The organism is Gordonia sp. McavH-238-E (assembly GCF_022348225.1).
GTDB classification, from domain to species: domain Bacteria; phylum Actinomycetota; class Actinomycetes; order Mycobacteriales; family Mycobacteriaceae; genus Gordonia; species Gordonia terrae.
In genome coordinates this window covers 47,559-67,622 of record NZ_JAKRFE010000003.1, presented here as the reverse complement: position 1 = coordinate 67,622, position 20,064 = coordinate 47,559, and the positions used below count along the sequence as shown (strand labels likewise).

Here is a 20,064-nt window from a genome sequence, read left to right as displayed (position 1 = left end):
AATTCGCGCGTAGCGCTTGACGTGGCGGCGATGTCGGGCCAGTCTGTGACCAGCGATCGACGTGCAGGCAGCCACCCGCGCGAACTCGCTTTCCAGACGGCTTGACAAAGTGCGTCTATTTTCTGCTACAGTTGGACGTTGCGCTGGCTGCCTCCTGTCCATCTATCGATCCTTCTTCGGCCACTCCTAGACGTGTGTGCTGCGGTGATCGCCGATCCCAGGGTGTCACCAGCGAACGGCCCATCAAGCCACGTACTGCACATCTAGGTTGTGAATAACGTCGTGTTGGAAGGACGCATCTTGGCAGTCAACCGCCAGTCCACCTCAACAATCCCCGGCGCGCCGCATCGCGCGTCGTTTGCAAAGATCAGCGAGCCGCTGGAGGTTCCGGGCCTCCTCGACCTCCAACTCGATTCGTTCGAATGGCTCGTCGGTTCGCCGGAGTGGCGCGCGAAGGCGATCGCCCGCGGTGACGAGAACCCGACGGGTGGACTCGAGGACATCCTCCACGAGCTGTCCCCGATCGAGGACTTCTCCGGTTCGATGTCCCTGTCGTTCTCCGAGCCGCACTTCGACGAGGTCAAGGCCTCCGTCGAGGAGTGCAAGGACAAGGACATGACCTACGCGGCGCCGCTGTTCGTCACCGCGGAGTTCATCAACAACAACACCGGCGAGATCAAGTCGCAGACCGTCTTCATGGGCGACTTCCCGATCATGACCGAAAAGGGCAGCTTCATCATCAACGGCACCGAGCGTGTCGTCGTGAGCCAGCTGGTCCGCAGCCCGGGCGTGTACTTCGACGCCTCGATCGACAAGACCACCGAGAAGACCCTGCACACCGTCAAGGTGATCCCGGGTCGCGGCGCGTGGCTGGAGTTCGACGTCGACAAGCGCGACACCGTGGGTGTGCGTATCGACCGCAAGCGCCGTCAGCCGGTCACCGTGCTGCTCAAGGCGCTGGGCTTCACCGCCGAGGAGATCACCGAGCGTTTCGGCTTCTCCGAGATCATGATGTCGACGCTGGAGAAGGACAACACCGGCAACCAGGACGAGGCGCTGCTCGAGGTCTACCGCAAGCTGCGCCCGGGTGAGCCGCCGACCAAGGAGTCCGCGGAGAACCTCCTGGAGAACCTGTTCTTCAAGGACAAGCGTTACGACCTCGCGCGCGTGGGCCGGTACAAGGTCAACAAGAAGCTGGGTCTGACCGGCAACCCGATGGTGGGCGAGTCGACCCTGACCCGCGAGGACATCATCGCGACCGTCGAGTACCTGGTGCGTCTGCACGAGGCCGACCCGCACACCACCACCTACATGACCGTCCCCGGTGGCGTCGAGGTGCCCGTCGAGGTCGACGACATCGACCACTTCGGCAACCGTCGCCTGCGTACCGTCGGCGAGCTGATCCAGAACCAGATCCGCGTGGGCCTCTCGCGTATGGAGCGTGTCGTGCGTGAGCGCATGACCACCCAGGACGTCGAGGCGATCACCCCGCAGACCCTGATCAACATCCGTCCCGTCGTGGCGGCGATCAAGGAATTCTTCGGAACCAGCCAGCTGTCGCAGTTCATGGACCAGAACAACCCGCTGTCGGGTCTGACCCACAAGCGTCGTCTGTCGGCGCTGGGCCCGGGTGGTCTGAGCCGTGAGCGCGCCGGCCTCGAGGTGCGCGACGTGCACCCGTCGCACTACGGCCGCATGTGCCCGATCGAGACCCCTGAGGGTCCGAACATCGGTCTGATCGGTTCGCTCTCGGTGTACGCGCGGGTCAACCCGTTCGGCTTCATCGAGACCCCGTACCGCAAGGTCGTCGACGGCAACGTCACCGACGACATCGAGTACATGACCGCCGACGAGGAGGACCGCTTCCTCATCGGTCAGGCGAACACCAACTTCGACGGCAACGGCCGCATCACCGACGAGCGTGTCCTGGTGCGCAAGAAGGGCTCCGAGGTGGAGTTCGTCGGCGCGACCGATGTCGAGTACCTCGACGTCTCGCCGCGTCAGATGGTGTCCGTCGCGACCGCGATGATCCCGTTCCTCGAGCACGACGACGCGAACCGCGCCCTGATGGGTGCGAACATGCAGCGTCAGGCCGTGCCGCTGGTGCGCAACGAGTCGCCGCTGGTCGGCACCGGCATGGAGTTGCGTGCAGCCGTCGACGCCGGTGACGTCATCGTGTCGACGAAGACCGGTGTGGTGGAAGAGGTCTCGGCCGACTACATCACCGTCATGTCCGACGACGGCACCCGCGACACGTACCGGATGCGCAAGTTCGCGCGGTCCAACCACGGCACCTGTGCCAACCAGCGTCCGATCGTGGACGAGGGTCAGCGCGTGGAGTCCGGCCAGGTCCTCGCCGACGGCCCCTGCACCGAGAACGGTGAGATGGCGCTCGGCAAGAACCTGCTCGTGGCGATCATGCCGTGGGAGGGTCACAACTACGAGGACGCGATCATCCTGAGCCAGCGTCTCGTCGAAGAGGACGTGCTCACCTCGATCCACATCGAGGAGCACGAGATCGACGCCCGCGACACCAAGCTCGGTGCCGAGGAGATCACCCGGGACATCCCGAACGTCTCCGACGAGGTGCTCGCCGATCTCGACGAGCGCGGCATCGTGCGTATCGGTGCCGAGGTCCGCGACGGCGACATCCTGGTCGGCAAGGTCACGCCGAAGGGCGAGACCGAGCTGACCCCGGAAGAGCGTCTGCTGCGTGCGATCTTCGGCGAGAAGGCCCGTGAGGTCCGCGACACCTCGCTGAAGGTGCCGCACGGCGAGACCGGCAAGGTCATCGGCGTGCGCGTGTTCAGCCGCGAGGACGACGACGATCTGGCTCCCGGCGTCAACGAGCTGGTCCGCGTGTACGTGGCCCAGAAGCGCAAGATCCAGGACGGCGACAAGCTCGCCGGCCGTCACGGCAACAAGGGCGTCATCGGCAAGATCCTCCCGCAGGAGGACATGCCGTTCCTGCCCGACGGCACTCCCGTCGACATCATCCTGAACACCCACGGTGTCCCGCGTCGTATGAACATCGGCCAGATCCTGGAGACCCACCTCGGGTGGGTCGCCAAGGCCGGCTGGAACATCAACGTGGCCGAGGGTGTGCCGGAGTGGGCGTCGCGTCTGCCCGAGGACATGTACTCGGCCGAGCCCGACACCAACACCGCCACCCCGGTGTTCGACGGCGCGCGCGAGGAGGAGCTGACCGGACTGCTGTCCTCGACGCTGCCGAACCGCGACGGCGAGGTGATGGTCAACGGCGACGGCAAGGCGACGCTGTTCGACGGTCGTTCCGGCGAGCCGTTCCCGTACCCGGTGTCGGTCGGCTACATGTACATCATCAAGCTGCACCACCTGGTCGACGACAAGATCCACGCTCGTTCGACCGGTCCGTACTCGATGATCACCCAGCAGCCGCTCGGTGGTAAGGCGCAGTTCGGTGGTCAGCGCTTCGGTGAGATGGAGTGTTGGGCCATGCAGGCCTACGGCGCCGCGTACACGCTGCAGGAGCTGCTGACCATCAAGTCGGACGACGTGGTGGGCCGCGTCAAGGTCTACGAGGCGATCGTCAAGGGCGAGAACATCCCGGAGCCGGGTATCCCCGAGTCGTTCAAGGTGCTGCTGAAGGAACTTCAGTCGCTGTGCCTGAACGTCGAGGTGCTGAGCTCCGACGGTGCGGCCATCGAGATGCACGACACCGACGACGAGGACCTGGAGCGCGCAGCTGCCAACCTCGGCATCAACCTGTCGCGCAACGAGTCGGCCACCGTCGACGATCTCGCCAACTGACCTGACCCTCACCCGGCCGGGTTCACCCCGGCCACTGACAACAGAGCTCTGGAAAGGTAACAAGTGCTCGACGTCAACTTTTTCGACGAACTGAAGATCGGTCTGGCGACAGCCGACGACATCCACAACTGGTCATACGGTGAGGTCAAGAAGCCGGAGACGATCAACTACCGCACGCTCAAGCCGGAGAAGGACGGCCTGTTCTGCGAGAAGATCTTCGGCCCGACCCGTGACTGGGAGTGCTACTGCGGTAAGTACAAGCGCGTCCGCTTCAAGGGCATCATCTGTGAGCGCTGCGGCGTCGAGGTGACCAAGGCCAAGGTGCGCCGCGAGCGCATGGGCCACATCGAGCTGGCCGCCCCGGTCACGCACATCTGGTACTTCAAGGGTGTGCCGAGCCGGCTGGGCTACCTGCTCGACCTGGCGCCGAAGGATCTCGAGAAGATCATCTACTTCGCCGCCTACGTCATCACCGCGGTCGACGACGAGCTCCGCCACAACGAGCTCTCGACGCTCGAGGCGGAGATGGAGGTCGAGAAGAAGGCCGTCGCCGATCAGCGCGACGCCGACCTGAACGAGCGTCAGCAGAAGCTCGAGCAGGACCTCGCCGAGCTGGAGGCCGAGGGTGCCAAGGCCGACGTGCGCCGCAAGGTGCGCGACGGTGCCGAGCGCGAGATGCGTCGCATGCGCGACGCCGCTCAGCGTGAGCTCGACGGTCTCGAGGAGATCTGGGACAAGTTCGTCAAGCTCAGCCTGGGCGATCTCATCATCGACGAGAAGCTCTACCGTCAGCTCGAAGAGCGCTACGGCGAGTACTTCCAGGGTTCGATGGGCGCCGAGGCGATCAAGAAGCTGCTCGAGACCTTCGACATCGACGCCGAGGCCGAGTCGCTGCGCGAGACCATCCGTAGCGGCAAGGGCCAGAAGAAGCTGCGTGCGCTCAAGCGACTCAAGGTCGTCGCGGCGTTCCAGCAGTCGGGCAACTCGCCGCTGGGCATGGTCCTCGACGCCGTGCCGGTGATCCCGCCGGAGCTGCGTCCGATGGTCCAGCTCGACGGTGGCCGCTTCGCGACCTCCGACCTGAACGACCTGTACCGCCGTGTCATCAACCGCAACAACCGCCTCAAGCGTCTGATCGATCTCGGTGCGCCCGAGATCATCGTGAACAACGAGAAGCGGATGCTGCAGGAGTCGGTCGACGCACTCTTCGACAACGGTCGTCGCGGCCGTCCGGTCACCGGACCGGGCAACCGCCCGCTGAAGTCGCTGAGCGATCTGCTCAAGGGCAAGCAGGGTCGTTTCCGTCAGAACCTGCTCGGCAAGCGCGTGGACTACTCGGGCCGTTCGGTCATCGTCGTCGGTCCGCAGCTCAAGCTGCACCAGTGCGGTCTGCCGAAGCTGATGGCGCTCGAGCTGTTCAAGCCGTTCGTGATGAAGCGTCTGGTCGACCTGAACCAGGCGCAGAACATCAAGTCCGCCAAGCGCATGGTCGAGCGTCAGCGTCCCGCGGTGTGGGACGTCCTCGAAGAGGTCATCGCCGAGCACCCGGTGCTGCTGAACCGTGCACCGACGCTGCACCGCCTCGGCATCCAGGCCTTCGAGCCGCAGCTGGTGGAGGGCAAGGCCATTCAGCTCCACCCGCTGGTGTGTGAGGCCTTCAACGCCGACTTCGACGGTGACCAGATGGCCGTGCACCTCCCGCTGTCGGCGGAGGCGCAGGCCGAGGCGCGCATCCTGATGCTGTCGTCGAACAACATCCTGTCGCCGGCGTCGGGCCGTCCGCTCGCCATGCCGCGTCTGGACATGGTGACCGGCCTGTACTACCTGACCACCCTCAAGGAGGGCGCGGCGGGCGAGTACACCGCGGCGAACGGCGACGACGTCGAGCGTGGCGTCTACTCGACCCCGGCCGAGGCCATCATGGCCGTCGACCGCGGCGTGCTGACCGTGCAGTCGCGCATCAAGGTGCGCCTGACCGATCAGCGTCCGCCGGCCGACATCGAGGCCGAGCAGTTCCCCGACGGCTGGAAGTACGGTTCGCCGTGGGAGCTGGAGACCACGCTGGGTCGGGTGCTCTTCAACGAGCTCCTGCCGATCGAGTACCCGTTCGTCAACGAGCAGATGCCGAAGAAGCGTCAGGCCGTGATCATCAACGATCTCGCCGAGCGTTACCCGATGATCGTGGTCGCCCAGACCGTCGACAAGCTGAAGGACGTCGGCTTCTACTGGGCCACCCGTTCGGGTGTCACCGTCTCGATGGCCGACGTGCTCGTGCCGCCGCAGAAGGCGGAGATCCTCGACAAGTACGAGGAGCGGGCCGACGGTCTGGAGCGCAAGTTCCAGCGTGGTGCCCTCACCCCGGACGAGCGTCGTGACTCCCTCGTCGAGATCTGGAAGCAGGCGACCGAAGAGGTCGGTGCGGCCATGGAGGCGCACTACCCGGACGACAACCCGATCCCGATGATCGTGAAGTCGGGTGCGGCGGGCAACATGACCCAGATCCGCTCGCTGGCGGGCATGAAGGGTCTGGTGACCAACCCGAAGGGTGAGTTCATCCCGCGTCCGATCAAGTCCTCGTTCCGCGAGGGTCTGACCGTCGCCGAGTACTTCATCAACACGCACGGCGCCCGTAAGGGTCTGGCCGACACCGCGCTTCGTACCGCCGACTCGGGCTACCTGACCCGTCGTCTGGTGGACGTCTCGCAGGACGTCATCGTGCGTGAGACCGACTGTGGCACCGAGCGCGGCATCACCACGACGATCGCCGAGAAGCAGGCCGACGGCACGCTCATCCGCGATGCGCACGTCGAGACCTCGACCTACGCCCGCACGCTGGCGCAGGACGCGGTCGACACCGACGGCAACGTCATCGTCGAGCGTGGTCACGATCTGGGCGATCCGGCCATCGAGGCACTGCTGGCCGCGGGCATCACGCAGGTCAAGGTCCGTTCGGTCCTGACCTGTGGGACCGGCACCGGTGTGTGCGCGATGTGCTACGGCCGTTCGATGGCCACCGGCAAGCTCGTCGACATCGGCGAGGCCGTCGGTATCATCGCGGCCCAGTCGATCGGTGAGCCCGGTACCCAGCTGACGATGCGTACGTTCCACCAGGGTGGCGTCGGTGACGACATCACCGGTGGTCTGCCGCGTGTCCAAGAGCTCTTCGAGGCCCGCGTCCCCAAGGGCGTCGCGCCGATCGCGGAGGTCTCGGGCCGGGTGCGCCTCGAGGACGACGACCGCTTCTACAAGATCACCCTCATCCCGGACGACGGTTCGGAAGAGGTTGTCATCGACAAGATCTCGAAGCGTCAGCGTCTGCGCGTGTTCAAGCACGACGACGGTTCCGAGCGGCTCCTCGCCGACGGTGACCACGTCGAGGTCGGCCAGCAGCTCATGGAGGGCTCGGCCAACCCGCACGAGGTGCTCCGCGTCATGGGTCCCCGTCAGGTGCAGATCCACCTGGTCAACGAGGTCCAGGAGGTCTACCGCAGCCAGGGTGTGTCGATCCACGACAAGCACATCGAGACCATCGTGCGTCAGATGCTGCGTCGCGTGACGATCATCGACCACGGTTCGACCGAGTTCCTGCCCGGTTCGCTCGTCGAGCGCGCCGAGTTCGAGGCGGCCAACCGTCAGGTCGTGACCGAGGGCGGCGAGCCCGCCGCCGGACGTCCGGTGCTGATGGGTATCACCAAGGCCTCGCTGGCGACCGAGTCGTGGCTGTCGGCGGCGTCGTTCCAGGAGACCACGCGTGTCCTGACCGACGCGGCGATCAACAGCCGCAGCGACAAGCTGATCGGTCTGAAGGAGAACGTGATCATCGGTAAGTTGATCCCGGCCGGTACCGGTATCAACCGCTACCGCAACATCCAGGTTCAGCCGACCGAAGAGGCACGCGCCGCGGCGTACGCGGTGCCGTCCTACGACGACACCTACTACAGCCCGGACGGCACCTTCGGTGCTCCGGCCGGCGCTGCGGTGCCGCTGGACGACTACGGATTCTCCAACGACTACCGGTAGTCGGGTTTCGTAGCAGAACCGAATACGACGACGGCCCCGCACTCGATGAGTGCGGGGCCGTCGTCGTGCGCGGGGCATCTATCGGGCGTCGGGGCGCTCCGCTTCGAGCCGTAACCCGGTGAGCAACAGTTCGAGCCCGGCACGGAACTGGTCGATGTCCTCGTGGCCGTCGAACTCGTCGACGATGTAGTGCATGAACGGGTATTCCGCGCGGTCGAGCGCACGCCACTGGTCGGCGATCGAACGCAGATAGTCGCCGGCGGCGACCGTTCCGTCGACGACCTCCTGAGGCGGATCCTGACCGAGGTCCGCGGCGACGCCGATGACGTAGCCGAGGATCGCGGACACGGCATGGAAGCAGCGTCGGGGGGACAGGTCGAGACGCATCACCTGTCGGCCGAGGCGCTCGTAGAAGAGCAGGGCGTTCGACTGGACCGTCGTATTGCGCATGAAATACGCAGCGAGCCACGGGCGCTCGGCGATGGCGGCGAACAGGGTCTCCGCCATCGTCCGGATGTTGTCGATCGGATCGGCGTCGGTGCCGATCCCGTCGAGCGCGGTGAGCACTCCCGCCAGCACGTGGTCGGTGGCGCGGTCGAGGAGTTCGTCCTTGTTCGACACGTACCAATAGACGCTTCCCACGCCGCCGCCGAGACGGGCGGCCAGGGCCCGGAACGTGAGGGCGGCCTCGCCGGATTCGTCGAGGAGTTCGACGGCCGCGTCGACGACAGCCTCGAGTGAATGGGCTACGCGACGCCGAGTGCCGCGCCGTTCGGGGGTCATGAGGTCTATCCCATCACACCGCGAGACTCGCACTTGCTGCGGATCGAACAACGTTCTAGTCTCGAACCATGTTCGATAACCGAACAACGTTCGACGAAAGGAGGTGCGGAGATGATTCCGATGCTTCAGTCGTCCCCGGCCCGGTCGTATACATCTCTGCGTGCCGCATGGATTCCCCTCGCCGCCCTGTGTCTGGCCTTCTTCGTGGAGATGGTCGACAACACGCTGCTCACGATCGCTCTGCCGACGATCGGCCGTGATCTCGGTAGTGGTACGACCGCCCTGCAGTGGGTCACCGGCGCCTACTCGCTGACGTTCGGCGGGCTGCTCCTCACCGCGGGTTCGGCTGCCGACCGCCTGGGCCGACGCCGGGTCCTGCTCGTCGGGCTCGCCGCGTTCGGGTTGTTGAGCCTGTTGGCGATCGCCGTGCATTCCGCGGGGGAGCTGATCGCCCTGCGTGCCGCCCTCGGTGTGTGCGCCGCAGCCATGGCGCCGATCACCAACTCCCTGGTGTTCCACCTGTTCGACGCGGACGAACTGCGGATGCGTGCGATGACGCTGATGATCATCGTCGGGATGAGCGGCTTCATCCTGGGGCCGGTACTCGGCGGGACCGCACTCGCCCACGTGAGTTGGGAGTGGCTGCTGGTCGTCAATGCCCCGATCGCGCTCCTCGCATGGATCGGGGTGCGGCTCGGCGTGGCGGCCGACCGCCCCGAGGGTCTGACCGGTGACGCCCTCGACCTGCCGGGCGCGGTCCTGAGCATCACGACGATCGGTCTGGCCTGCTATGCGCTGACCAGCGGAGTCGAGCACGGATGGGCGTCGATCGTCACGGTGGGATGCGCGCTCGGTGCCGTCCTCGCGCTCGTCGCCTTCGTCTGGCACGAACGTCGCACCGCACAGCCGATGCTCGACCTCTCGGTCTTCACGTCCGGCACGGTGCGCGGCGCCGCGATCGCCCAGATCGGGACCTCGATCGCGATGGCCGGTGTCATGTTCGGACTGATCCTGCATTTCCAGTACGCCTACGGGTGGAGCCCGGTGAAGGCCGGACTCGCGAACCTCCCGATGATCGTCACCATGATCGCGGCGACACCGATCTCGGAGGGTCTGGCGAAGAAGTTCGGTCACCGGATCGCGTGTCTCGTCGGCGCAGTGCTGCTCGCCGGCTCCCTGGCCGGCCTGGCCTGGGGCGTCGAGCACGGCTACCTCGCCATCGCGCTGTTCATGGTCACCCTCACGATCGGTCTGCGCACGGTCATGACGATCTGCGCGGTCGCCCTCGTCGACGCGATGCCCGCGAACCGGACCTCGATCGGCGCCGCGCTGAACGACACCGCCCAGGAGGTGGGGACGAGCGTGGGGACGGCTGTGGTGGGCACCCTCATCGCGGTGCTCGTGACTGCGACCCTGCCGGCCGGGGTGTGGAGCAGCGATCTGGTCGCGTCGTTCTTCACCGGGGAGCGGATCACGTATGCGGCTCTTGCGGTGGTCGTCGGTCTGATCGCCGGATGGGGTGCCCTGACGCTGACCGACTCTCGGACGGCGGAAGAGCCCCACTAGAAAGGGACGTCAGCGCACGGCAAGTGTGGTGATGGTGCGGGTGTCCAGCAACAGGTCGTAGTAGCGGCCGCCGGGATAGTAGGTCGCGGTGACTGCGTCGGCCACCATGTCCGACGACCAGCCGGTGGCCAAGGTCCGGAGGACCCGGCCGTTGCGGGGACGCGGGACGGCCAGTTCGGACAGTTCGCCGATCAGATCCGTCGACTCGCCTTCGGCGTCGATGTGGATCCCGGTGACCAGCCGCGAGCCGAGGAACGTCTGCCGCGTCGTCCGTTGGAGGACGGACACACCCTGCCCGAAGTTGTTGGAGACCGACGGCTGCGACGCGATCACTCGGATCGGAAGCCGATCGGCGCCGAGAGATGCTGCGGCGGAGGCGAAGTTGACGCCGAAGAACGAATTCACGGGGTCGAACAGCATGAGCCCGGCGAGCCTGCGGTAGGCGACCGGGTCGGCGCGGCGGAGCGCGTCGGCGGCCACCACGACGAACTCGCCGCCGGCCGAATGTCCCGAGAAGATCATCCGGTAGGGCATCGTGACGTCGGTCCGTCCGGCGGCGGCTCGCGCTCGCACAAGGCTGTTCGCCAGCGGGCTGTCGAGGTCGCGCCCCGACCCGAAGACTCCGCCGATGGTCCGGGCGAAGGCCGCGTTGTCGGCGATGTTGTACGCGACCGCGCACCCGCCGAGGTTGACCGAGTCCAGCGTCGGGCTCACGACCAGGAACCCGTCATCGGCGTACGCGCGGGCCACGCGGTCGAGGTTGGCCGCGGTGCGGGAGAATCCGTGCTGCAGCCAGACGAGCGCCGATGGCTGCCCGGGTGGGAAGTACCAGCGGGCCGAGACCCGGACGGGCTTGCCCGCACATTCGGTGGCGATGTCCGACGACTCGACGACCGGCGCGCCGGTGCCGGGCGCGGCTGGTGCCGCTGGTGGCGTGACGCCGACGAGCACCATCGCCGCAAGCGTTGCGATCAGGAACCAGCGGAACCATCTCCCGGACATCCGGCCAGTCTAGGACCGGCCGGATGTCGGGGACGGTGTTTTAGCCGCTCCCTGAGGTGTGAGGAGCGCTGGTGACCCCCCGGCCGCTCCCTGAGGTGTGAGGAGCGATAGCGACGAGCCTCGAAGGGGCAGAGCTCAGAGCTTGCGCTTCACCAGCTTCCCGGTCGGCGTGCGCGGCAACGTGTCCCGGAAGATCACCTCGCGGGGCAGCTTGAACTTCGCGATCCGCGGGCGCAGATGGTCCAGGAGCGCGTCGGCGAGATCGTCGTCCCCGCTCCGGCCCTCGACGGGTTGCACGACGGCCGTCACCCGCTCGCCGAGGTCGGGGTCGGGCACGCCGATGACCGCGGCGTCGAGCACCGCCGGGTGGGCGAGCAGCGCGTCCTCGATCTCCCGCGGATAGATGTTCACCCCGCCCGAGATGATCAGGAACGAGTCCCGATCGGTGAGGAACAGGTGACCCTCGTCGTCGACATATCCGACGTCGCCGGTCGTCGTCCACGTGGGGTGGTCGGGATGCTGTGCAGCGCGGGTCTTCTCGGGGTCGTTGTGATACTCGAACGGAAGCGTGTCCCGTTCGAAGTAGATCGTGCCGATGGTGCCGGCGGTCACCTCGGCGCCGGTGGCGTCACAGACCCGGATCGTGCCCAGCACCGCCCGCCCCACCGTCCCCGGATGTTCGAGCCACTCCGGTGTGTCGACGATGGTGAGACCGTTGAGTTCGGTGGACGAGTAGTACTCGGAGAGGATCGGCCCCCACCAGTCGATCATTGCCCGCTTGACGTCGACCGGACACGGTGCTGCGGCGTGCACCGCGACCTTCAGGCTCGAGGTGTCGTACCGCGCGCGCACCTCCTCGGGCAGGCGGAGCATGCGGACGAACATCGTCGGCACCCACTGGCTGTAGGTGACGCGATGCTCCTCGATCAGCGCGAGCGCGCGTTCCGCGTCGAACCGCTCCATCACGACGACGGTGCCGCCGAGTGCCTGCACCGATGCACAGGTCCGAAGCGGCGCAGCGTGATACAGCGGCGCGGGCGACAGGTACACCGTGTCGGGTCCGACGCCCCACACCGAGGCGTTCATCGCTGTCATGGTGTCGCCGGGCTCGTCGATCTGCCGGTTCGGCAGCTCGGGCTTGATGCCCTTGGGGCGGCCGGTGGTGCCCGAGGAATAGAGCATGTCCGCGCCCCGCGGTTGATCCACCGGCGGTGTGGTCAGCTGCGCCGACGCGGCGGCGTCGAGGTCGTCGTGACCCTCGATCGGCCCGGAGTAGGCGAACCGCGTCTCGACACCGGGGGTGAGCGGGATGAGCTCGGCACCGAGGTCGTCGAGAGCCGCGTCGACGATCAGTGCCTTGGCGCCGCAGTCGGTCACGATGTAGGCGCTCTCGGCCGCGGTGAGATGCCAGTTCACCATGGTCAGGTAGAGCCCTGAACGCATTGCCGCCCAGTAGATGTCGAAGATCCGGGCGGTGTTGGTGGCGAGCACCGCGAGGTGGTCGCCCGGGCGCAGGCCGCGATCGGCCAGGGCCCGGGCGATCTGGATGGACCGGGTCTCCAGCTGCGTGAACGTGACCGTTTCACCAGAGTGGGCCATGATGACCGCGGGGTCGTGCGGGCGGGTGGAGAGGTGAGCTCCGGGGTACATCAACACTCCTCGTGCATGAGTGGGGTCGGTCGATCTAGTACAGGTAGTCCTCGCCGCTGGCGCGCACCGTGACGTCGGACAGGCTGATGCCCCAGGGCTGATCGATGACGTGCACGACGGCGTCGGCGAGGTCGTCGGGCTTGATCAGCCAGTACTTGATGGAGTCGATGTCGGTGAGTTCGGCGGGTAGGTCATCGTTCATCAGAGCGGTGACGTGCTCGCCGTAGGAGGCGGCGCGTTGGCCGACGAGGCCCATGATCGCGGTGTCGTTGACGATCCAGCTGGCGAGGTTGGTGCCGGTGATTCCGGTGGGCTTCACGGTGGTGACCTTGATCTTGCCCTTGGCCTCGATGCGCAGCGAGTCCGAGATGGTGGTGACCGCGGCCTTCGTCGCGCTGTACACGCCCGAACCCTCGATGCCCGCGTTGCCGTAGATCGACGAGATGTTGACGACCTGGCCGCGCCCCTGGGCGATCATCTGGTCGTAGACGGCCGAGATGCCGTTGACGACGCCCTTGATGTTGATGTCGATGGCGGCGTGCCACTTCTGCCATGCGCGTGCGTGATCGGCGAAGTAGGCCAGCGGCATGACGCCTGCGTTGTTCACGAGCACGTCGATGGCGCCGAACTTCTCGACGGCGGCAGCGGCGGCCGCGGCGACCTGCTCCATGTCGGTGACGTCGGCGACCTGGGCCAGCGCCGAACCACCGGCCGCGCGGATGCCCTCGACGACGGTGTTGACGTTGTCGGCGTTGACGTCGACCCCGACGACATGGGCACCGGCCGCGGCGGTCTTCTCCGCGATGAGCTTGCCGAAGCCGCTACCGGCGCCGGTGATGACGATGACCTTGTCCTTCAGGTATTCGGACATGGGTGTACTCCGTTCAGAGGTGAAAACGATTGCGGGAGAGTAATTCGCGGTGATCAGACGATGTCGACGGCGTCGAGGACGCCGGCGACGTGCTGACGGTCGCCGCTGATGGTGACCGCCGACCGCCAGGCGCTGCGGGTGGTGCCCCAGCGCAGGAAGTCGGTGGCCGAGGACGTGGCGACGTCGGCCGGGAGGTCGGTGGTCTCGCGGACGGTGACGATGGTGCCGGCGGTGTCGCGGTCGAGGACGAACGAGCGGTCCGTCGCGCCGGTGAGGTGCAGACCGACGGGCCGCTCGAGCGTGGGATACAGTGCGGCGCTGTTCATCTGCGGCAGGCCGGCGATCATCCAGTCGATGGCGGGGTCGATGGCCGCGCTCACCGACACCTCGGCGGAATCCAGCGGACCGAACGGTTGCATCAGGTCGCTGGTCAGGTGCACCAGGTGATCGAAGGCGACGGCGTCGCTGAGCTGACGCAGGCGGTAGGTGCCCAGGTCGAGCATGTCCAACGGCTGGTCCCGCAGGTCTTCGCCCTGCAGCGCCGACAGGGTGGCGAGCCCCGCTTCCGACTGTGCGCGGTAGTAGTCGACGGCCTGCGCTGACGTCCAGTCGGCGCGCTCGCGCACCGCGGCGTCGTTGAGCCGCTCGGACTTTCCGCTCGGATTGTCGGGGAAGACCAGGTTGGGGTCGGCGATGAAGTTGAAGAAGAACCCCATGTGGGTGACGACGTCGTGCACGCGCCATCCGTGGCATGCGCTGTCGGCCGCCCAGTCGGCGGGCGTGAGCCGGTCGAGCAGGGCGAGAGTGTCGTTCACCAGCGCCTTGGCGGCAGTGACTCCGGCATCGGACATGGCCGATCGCCTCCTTGAAGAGTGATGTGGAAGAGGTGTTGTGAGAAGAGCTATGTAGGGAAAGGAGTGCTCAGCCCGGCAGGAAGATCGACTTCAGGTTCTGGTAGGCGGCCAACCCCTCGGGGCCGAGTTCGCGGCCGATGCCGCTGGCCTTCACGCCACCGAACGGCGAACCCCAGTCGAGGTTGAAGTAGTTGACGCCGAAGGACCCGGTCTCGACGCGGCGGGCGACGTCGACGCCACGGTCGGGGTCCGACGTCCACACCGTTCCGCCGAGCCCGTACGACGAGTCGTTGGCCAGGCCGATGGCATCGTCGAGGTCGTCGTAGCGCAGGACGGTGAGTACCGGTCCGAAGACCTCCTCGCGGGCGATGGTGGCCGAGTTGTCCACACCGCCGAAGACGGTCGGCTCGACGAAGAACCCGCGGTCCAGATCGGACGGTCGGCTGCCGCCGGTGGTGATGGTGCCGCCCTCCTCGCGAGCGCTGTTGATCATCGCCAGCACGCGGTCGCGGTGCCGACCACTGGCGAGCGGACCCACCGCCACGGACTCGTCCATCGGGTCGCCGACCGGCAGCGACGCGCACATCGCACTGATGGCGTCGAGGTACTCGTCATAGCGGCTGCCGGGCACCAGGATTCGGGTGGACATGTAGCAGGTCTGGCCGGTGTTGAGCAGCGAGGCGGTGGCGAGTCCGCCGACGGTCTGCTCCAGGTCGGCGTCGTCGAGCACCAGGGCGGCGGACTTGCCGCCGAGTTCGAGGGTCACCGGGCGGATGAGTTCGCCACAGACACGACCGATCTCGCGACCGGCCGGGGTCGAGCCGGTGAACGCGACCTTGTCGACGTGCGGGTGCGACACCAGGTGGCGGCCGATCTCGCTGCCGCCGTTGACGATGTTGAGGACGCCGGCGGGCAGTTCGGCCGCGATGGCCGCCTCGGCGAGGACGTAGGCGTCGAGGCTCGTCTCGGGGGAGGGCTTGAGGACCACGGTGCAGCCGGCGGCCAGCGCGGGAGCGATCTTGAACATCGAGAGGATCGCGGGGAAGTTCCACGGCGCGATCGCCCCGACGACGCCGATGGCCTCGCGACGCACGATCGTCGAACCGGGCAACGGCTGGCTGGTACGTGTCTCCTCCACCGGGGTCGACTCGACGAGGTCGGCGTAGTAGCGCAGCAGCTGGACCGGCGCGGCGCCCTCGGCGAACCGGGCCAGCGCGATGGGCATGCCGTTCTCGGAGGTCACCGCGGAAGCGCGGTCCTCGGCGCGCTTGTCGAGCTCGTCGGCGAACCGGCGCAGATGGGCGGCGCGGTCGGCGGGGGACAGGTCGCGCCAGCCCGATGACCGGAAGGCGGTCCGGGCGGCTGCCACGGCGGCGTCGACGTCGGCGGTGGTCGCCTCGGGGACCGAGCCGAACTCCTCCTCGGTGAGGGGCGAGATGACCGGGATCGTCGCCGAGCCGGACGGTGCGCGCCAGCCGCCGTCGATGTAGAAACTCGTGCGAACCGATTCGATGGTGGTCATCTCGTACTCCCTTGCTGTGTCAGCCGTCGAGCGTCCGGCCGTGTGTGTCCATGATCACTCCTCGAACTGGCTGATTTCTTGACATCTGATGACGACTATTTGACAGTTGAGACCATGGCCGACCTGATCTGCGCGTCGTCGCTCAGTCAGTTGCCCGAACTGATCGAGGAGTTCGACGGCGACGCCCGCTCGATGCTGGCGCGCGTCGGCATCGACCCGGCTGTGGTCGGTGCCTACGACCGGTTCGTCCCGTTCACCGCGCTGTCCACGATCATCGGCCTGTGCGCCGCCGAGTTCGGCGTGCCCGACTTCGGGCTTCGTCTGGCCGCCCGGCAGGATCCCGACATCCTCGGGCCGGTGGCGATCGCGGCCCGCAACGCCGAGACCATCGGCGACTCCTTCCGGCAGGTCACCGAGTTCGCGCACGTGTACAGCCCGGCCATCACCGCGCAGTTGCACTACGGCGAACGCGAGGTCGCCTACGAGTTCGACACGGTGCTCAAGCGGGTGCCCTACCGCCCGCACGTCGTGGAGCTCGCGATGGGCGTCACCCGCTCGACGTTCCAGATGACTCTTGGGCACGATTTCCGGGCGAACCGGATCACGCTCGCGCACCCCGCCATGTCGGAGCCGCGGGTGTACGCCGAGTACTTCGGCTGTCCGGTGGAGTTCGAGGCGCGGGCCAATCTGGTGGTGTTTCCGCGCGGGGTGATGCAGCAGACGCTGCGCCGGGTCGACGCCCTCGCCTATGACGTGGCGATCCGGTTCATGACGGGCCACGACCGGGAGACGGCCTTCGTCGACGCGGTGTCGCAGCTCATCGTGCGGGCGCTGCCCGCCGGCGCCGCGACGCTCGACGCGGTGTCGAAACTGCTGATGATGCATCCGCGTGCAGTGCAGCGAGGCCTGGCGGACGACGGCGCGACCTTCGAGCAACTCGTCGACGACGCCCGCCGCGATCTCGCCGTCTCGCTGCTCGCGAATCGTGGTGTGCCGCTGTCGGCGGTGGCACGTCAGATCGGGTACTCCGAGCAGAGCACGCTGACCCGGAGCTGCAAACGCTGGTTCGGGATCCCGCCGCTGGCGAAGCGACGTGAGCTGAGCGCAGCCGGTCTCGGCGAGGCCGGGCGTCAGGTGTCCGGGTTCGCCGCGTCATCGGGGTCCATGAGATCGCTCGGGTCCTCGATGCGCACGTCGTAGTCGTCCCCGAGTCGCCGGGCGACCTCGTCGATCAGCCGGCGGGCGGCGTCGTCCATCACCCGGACGTGGGTCAGGTCGAGAACCACCGACTCGGTGTCGAAGCCCTCGCAGGCGCGGCTGGCGACGATCTCCGCCCCCGCGAAGCGCACATCGCCCTGTAGTTCGACGACGGTCGCGCCGTCGCGTTCGGTCACCGATCGCAGCGCGGGCCGACCGGTGGGGGCCACGTGCATCATGTGCAGTTCCATGTCGCGGGACAGACGCTCGAAGACCGCGACGCCGCGCACGCTGTTGCCCTGCTCGTCGAGCCGCGGCGACCACACCGCGAGCCCGACCTGACCGGGCAGCACGCCCAGGATCGCGCCGCTGACACCGCTTTTCGCGGGGATCCCGACGGTCGCCATCCAGCTGCCGCTGCCGTCGTACATGCCGCAGGTGGCCATGACCGACAGGACGTGTCGGGTGATCCAGACTTCGATCAGGCGCTCGTCGTCGCCCGTCGACAGCCCGCCGTTGGCGAGTACGGACCCCATCACCGCGAGATCGCGGCAGGAGACCCGAATGGAGCACTGGGCGGCGTAACCGTCGACGACCTCATCGGGTTCGCAATCGAGTTTGCCTGCCGACCGCAGCAGATAGGCCAGGGCCGTGTTGTGGTCGTCGGAGGCGAGTTCGGCACGGTGGACGTCCTTGTCGACCGTGACGCGGCGGCCGGCGAGGGTGCTGACGAGATCGATGACGCGGTCGGTCCGGTCGGTCGCGTCGGTGCCGTCGATCAGCCCGTGGACGGCGACCGCGCCCGCGTTGATGAGGGCATTCCGTGGCCGCCCGGTCTCCGCCTCGAGTGAGATCTCGTTGAACGCATCGCCCGACGGTTCGGTGTCGACGCGTTCGAGCACCGTGTCGAGCCCTCGGTCCCGAAGTGCGAGCGCGTAGGCCGGGACCTTGGAGATGGACTGCAGGGAGAACTCGTGGTCGGCGTCCCCGGCGGTGTACACGGTGCCGTCGATCGTGGCAAGCGCGATCCCGAACGACGACGGATCTGCATGTTCGAGTTCGCGATTGCCCGCCGCCACCTCACCGCCGTCGTCGTCGCGGCATTCGTGCAGGACACGTTCGAGGTAGTCCTCGATGGGGGAGCGCATATCCCACGGTAGCCACTCCGGGGCGGCGGGCTCAGTTCTGGCGGTACGGCATGTACTGCACAGACCAGGAATTGCCGTCCGGATCGTCGAAGTACACGAAGTGACCCCAGGCCTGCTCGTCGACCTCGCCGGGGTCGACGCCCGCCGCGAGCAGTTGTTCGCGAGCCTCGTTGATGTCGGTGACGACGATCTGCAGTCCCTTCACCGACCCGGGCTCGGCGTCGGTGAGCCCCTTGCCGAACGCGATGGAGCATGCCGAGCCGGGCGGGGTGATCTGGACGAAGCGGATCTCGTCGGAGACGACGTGGTCGTGGTCGACGTTGAAGCCGATCTTCGAATAGAAGTCCTTCGCGCGGTCGACGTCGCTGACGGGCAGGATGACGAGCTCGAGTGTCCAGTTCACGGTTCCTCCTGGGGTTGTGGTGTGACACCAGCCTCTCAGGAGATGCGGACAGTTACGGTCCTTATTCGACGATGTTCACCCGCCGCACCCTGAGGAGGCCCGGAGCCTGCGGAGGGCCGTCTCGCCCGCTCCCTGAGGAGGCCCGGAGCTTGCGGAGGGCCGTCTCGCCCGCTCCCTGAGGAGGCCCGGAGCTTGCGGAGGGCCGTCTCGCCCGCTCCCTGAGGAGGCCCGGAGCTTGCGGAGGGCCGTCACGAAGGGTCCGTGCGTCTTGTGTCTGCGCGTCGTCGGATCCGGTGCCGGTCAGGGCGAGTCACCGCGCGGATCTCCTCGAGGACCTCCTCCCAGCCGTACAGCACGTCGTCGTAGGTGAGGCGCATCGTCATCCACCGGTTGAGCATCGTCATCCGGTCCCGCCGACGGTCGTTGCGGAATGCGGCTCGGTCAGAGTGGTACGACTCGCCGTCACACTCGATGAGCAACGACCCGGTCCGCAGATCCGCGTGTTCGCGATCGCTGATCGACGCTTGCACCTGCACGTCGAATCCCGCGGCGATGAGCCGGAGCCGGACGAGCGATTCGGTTCCGGATTGCGAACGTGCGTCGCACCGATCGAACATCGCCGAGACAGCACGGGTTACACGACCCATCTCGGCCTGGATGTCCGGGATGGTCCAGTCGGTGGTGTTGAGGACCGAGTCGACCACCGCAATCCACTCCTCGGCCGAAAGGCACCGTGCGGCGCAACCGACCGCCACGGCGATCGGGTCGACGGCCGTTGTCACGGGGAGCGGGCGGCCGAAGCCCTGGCACCACCGGAACGGGCCGCTGGGCTTCGTGGTGGACTTCGCGTGTTTGCTCAGACGAACGTGGGTCTCGTTGTGGCCCGGCGGTATCCAAAGATCAGGCAGGCCGCGCCGCTGATGGAACCGCAGCGCGCTGATGCAGGACAGCGCGCCGCCGGCCGTCACCGCGGACACGACGTGGGGGTCGGCGCCGGACGTCCGCACCCAGCCGTACCGTAGCGACGTCAGTGTCTCGGCCTTGCGCGCCTGCGCAATGGCATCGGGTGCCCAGCCCATCACGGTCAGTTCTCTCAGCGAGTACACGCCACAATCCGAAGTCACATCTGCTTTGACGCACGGAACCGGTCGGTGGTTTCGTCAGATCGGGCCGGGTGTGGAAAGTGTCGTCCCCGGGAGTGGCGTGGGAGGGCAATGTGCCCTTCGAGGTCGCTCATGGGGATGAGACTTCGGCTCACA

At 67.0% G+C, this 20,064-nt stretch carries 13 protein-coding genes; 4 read left to right on the top strand and 9 right to left on the bottom strand.

Features of this window, described 5'->3' with window-relative positions; translation table 11 throughout:
* Window positions 1-300: 300 nt before the first annotated feature.
* Together MHN80_RS04635 and MHN80_RS04630 are read left to right on the top strand one after the other, a co-directional pair.
* Window positions 301-3,789, top strand: a complete 3,489-nt coding sequence (locus MHN80_RS04635) for a DNA-directed RNA polymerase subunit beta (protein ID WP_004023376.1) — start codon at window positions 301-303, stop codon at window positions 3,787-3,789.
* A 63-nt stretch (window positions 3,790-3,852) separates the two neighbouring features.
* A complete protein-coding gene (locus tag MHN80_RS04630; protein ID WP_004023377.1) occupies window positions 3,853-7,809 on the top strand; it encodes a DNA-directed RNA polymerase subunit beta' in 3,957 nt (1,318 codons plus the stop codon).
* A gap of 78 nt (window positions 7,810-7,887) precedes the next feature.
* Here MHN80_RS04630 and MHN80_RS04625 read toward each other — a convergent pair whose 3' ends face one another.
* Window positions 7,888-8,592, bottom strand: coding sequence for a TetR/AcrR family transcriptional regulator (locus MHN80_RS04625; protein WP_239399870.1), 705 nt, complete (start codon window positions 8,590-8,592; stop codon window positions 7,888-7,890).
* Between the two features lie 111 nt (window positions 8,593-8,703).
* Between MHN80_RS04625 and MHN80_RS04620 the strand changes: the two genes are divergently transcribed.
* Window positions 8,704-10,158, top strand: coding sequence for an MFS transporter (locus tag MHN80_RS04620; protein ID WP_239399868.1), 1,455 nt, complete (start codon window positions 8,704-8,706; stop codon window positions 10,156-10,158).
* 9 nt (window positions 10,159-10,167) lie between these two features.
* Here the strand turns inward: MHN80_RS04620 and MHN80_RS04615 are convergent, their stop codons facing one another.
* From MHN80_RS04615 to MHN80_RS04595, 5 genes are all read right to left on the bottom strand, one after another.
* Entirely contained in the window at window positions 10,168-11,160 is a 993-nt protein-coding gene (locus MHN80_RS04615; RefSeq protein ID WP_239399866.1) for an alpha/beta hydrolase, read from the bottom strand.
* A gap of 135 nt (window positions 11,161-11,295) precedes the next feature.
* On the bottom strand, window positions 11,296-12,810 hold the full coding sequence (locus MHN80_RS04610; protein ID WP_239399864.1) for an acyl-CoA synthetase: 1,515 nt from the start codon (window positions 12,808-12,810) through the stop codon (window positions 11,296-11,298).
* Between the two features lie 34 nt (window positions 12,811-12,844).
* On the bottom strand, window positions 12,845-13,681 hold the full coding sequence (locus MHN80_RS04605) for an SDR family oxidoreductase (protein WP_239399863.1): 837 nt from the start codon (window positions 13,679-13,681) through the stop codon (window positions 12,845-12,847).
* A 53-nt stretch (window positions 13,682-13,734) separates the two neighbouring features.
* Window positions 13,735-14,532: a maleylpyruvate isomerase N-terminal domain-containing protein gene (locus tag MHN80_RS04600; RefSeq protein WP_239399862.1), complete on the bottom strand. Its 798-nt coding sequence runs from the start codon at window positions 14,530-14,532 to the stop codon at window positions 13,735-13,737.
* Window positions 14,533-14,602: 70 nt separating this feature from the next.
* Window positions 14,603-16,057, bottom strand: a complete 1,455-nt coding sequence (locus MHN80_RS04595) for an aldehyde dehydrogenase (protein ID WP_239399861.1) — start codon at window positions 16,055-16,057, stop codon at window positions 14,603-14,605.
* A 114-nt stretch (window positions 16,058-16,171) separates the two neighbouring features.
* Here MHN80_RS04595 and MHN80_RS04590 point away from each other — a divergent pair, with 114 nt between their 5' ends.
* On the top strand, window positions 16,172-17,257 hold the full coding sequence (locus tag MHN80_RS04590; protein WP_239399859.1) for an AraC family transcriptional regulator: 1,086 nt from the start codon (window positions 16,172-16,174) through the stop codon (window positions 17,255-17,257).
* On the opposite strand, the gene glsA is transcribed toward MHN80_RS04590, so the two are convergent.
* The 3 genes from glsA to MHN80_RS04575 all read right to left on the bottom strand — a co-directional run bounded on the left by glsA (window position 17,188) and on the right by MHN80_RS04575 (window position 19,884).
* Complete coding sequence (glsA, locus tag MHN80_RS04585) at window positions 17,188-18,402, bottom strand: glutaminase A (RefSeq protein WP_239399857.1); 1,215 nt, start codon at window positions 18,400-18,402, stop codon at window positions 17,188-17,190. The genes MHN80_RS04590 and glsA overlap by 70 nt on opposite strands.
* 31 nt (window positions 18,403-18,433) lie before the next feature.
* The gene (locus tag MHN80_RS04580) at window positions 18,434-18,805 is read right to left on the bottom strand and encodes a VOC family protein (RefSeq protein ID WP_064569555.1); all 372 of its coding nucleotides are present in this window, start codon (window positions 18,803-18,805) and stop codon (window positions 18,434-18,436) included.
* A gap of 248 nt (window positions 18,806-19,053) precedes the next feature.
* Window positions 19,054-19,884: a hypothetical protein gene (locus tag MHN80_RS04575; RefSeq protein WP_275447426.1), complete on the bottom strand. Its 831-nt coding sequence runs from the start codon at window positions 19,882-19,884 to the stop codon at window positions 19,054-19,056.
* Between the last annotated feature and the right edge of the window lie 180 nt (window positions 19,885-20,064).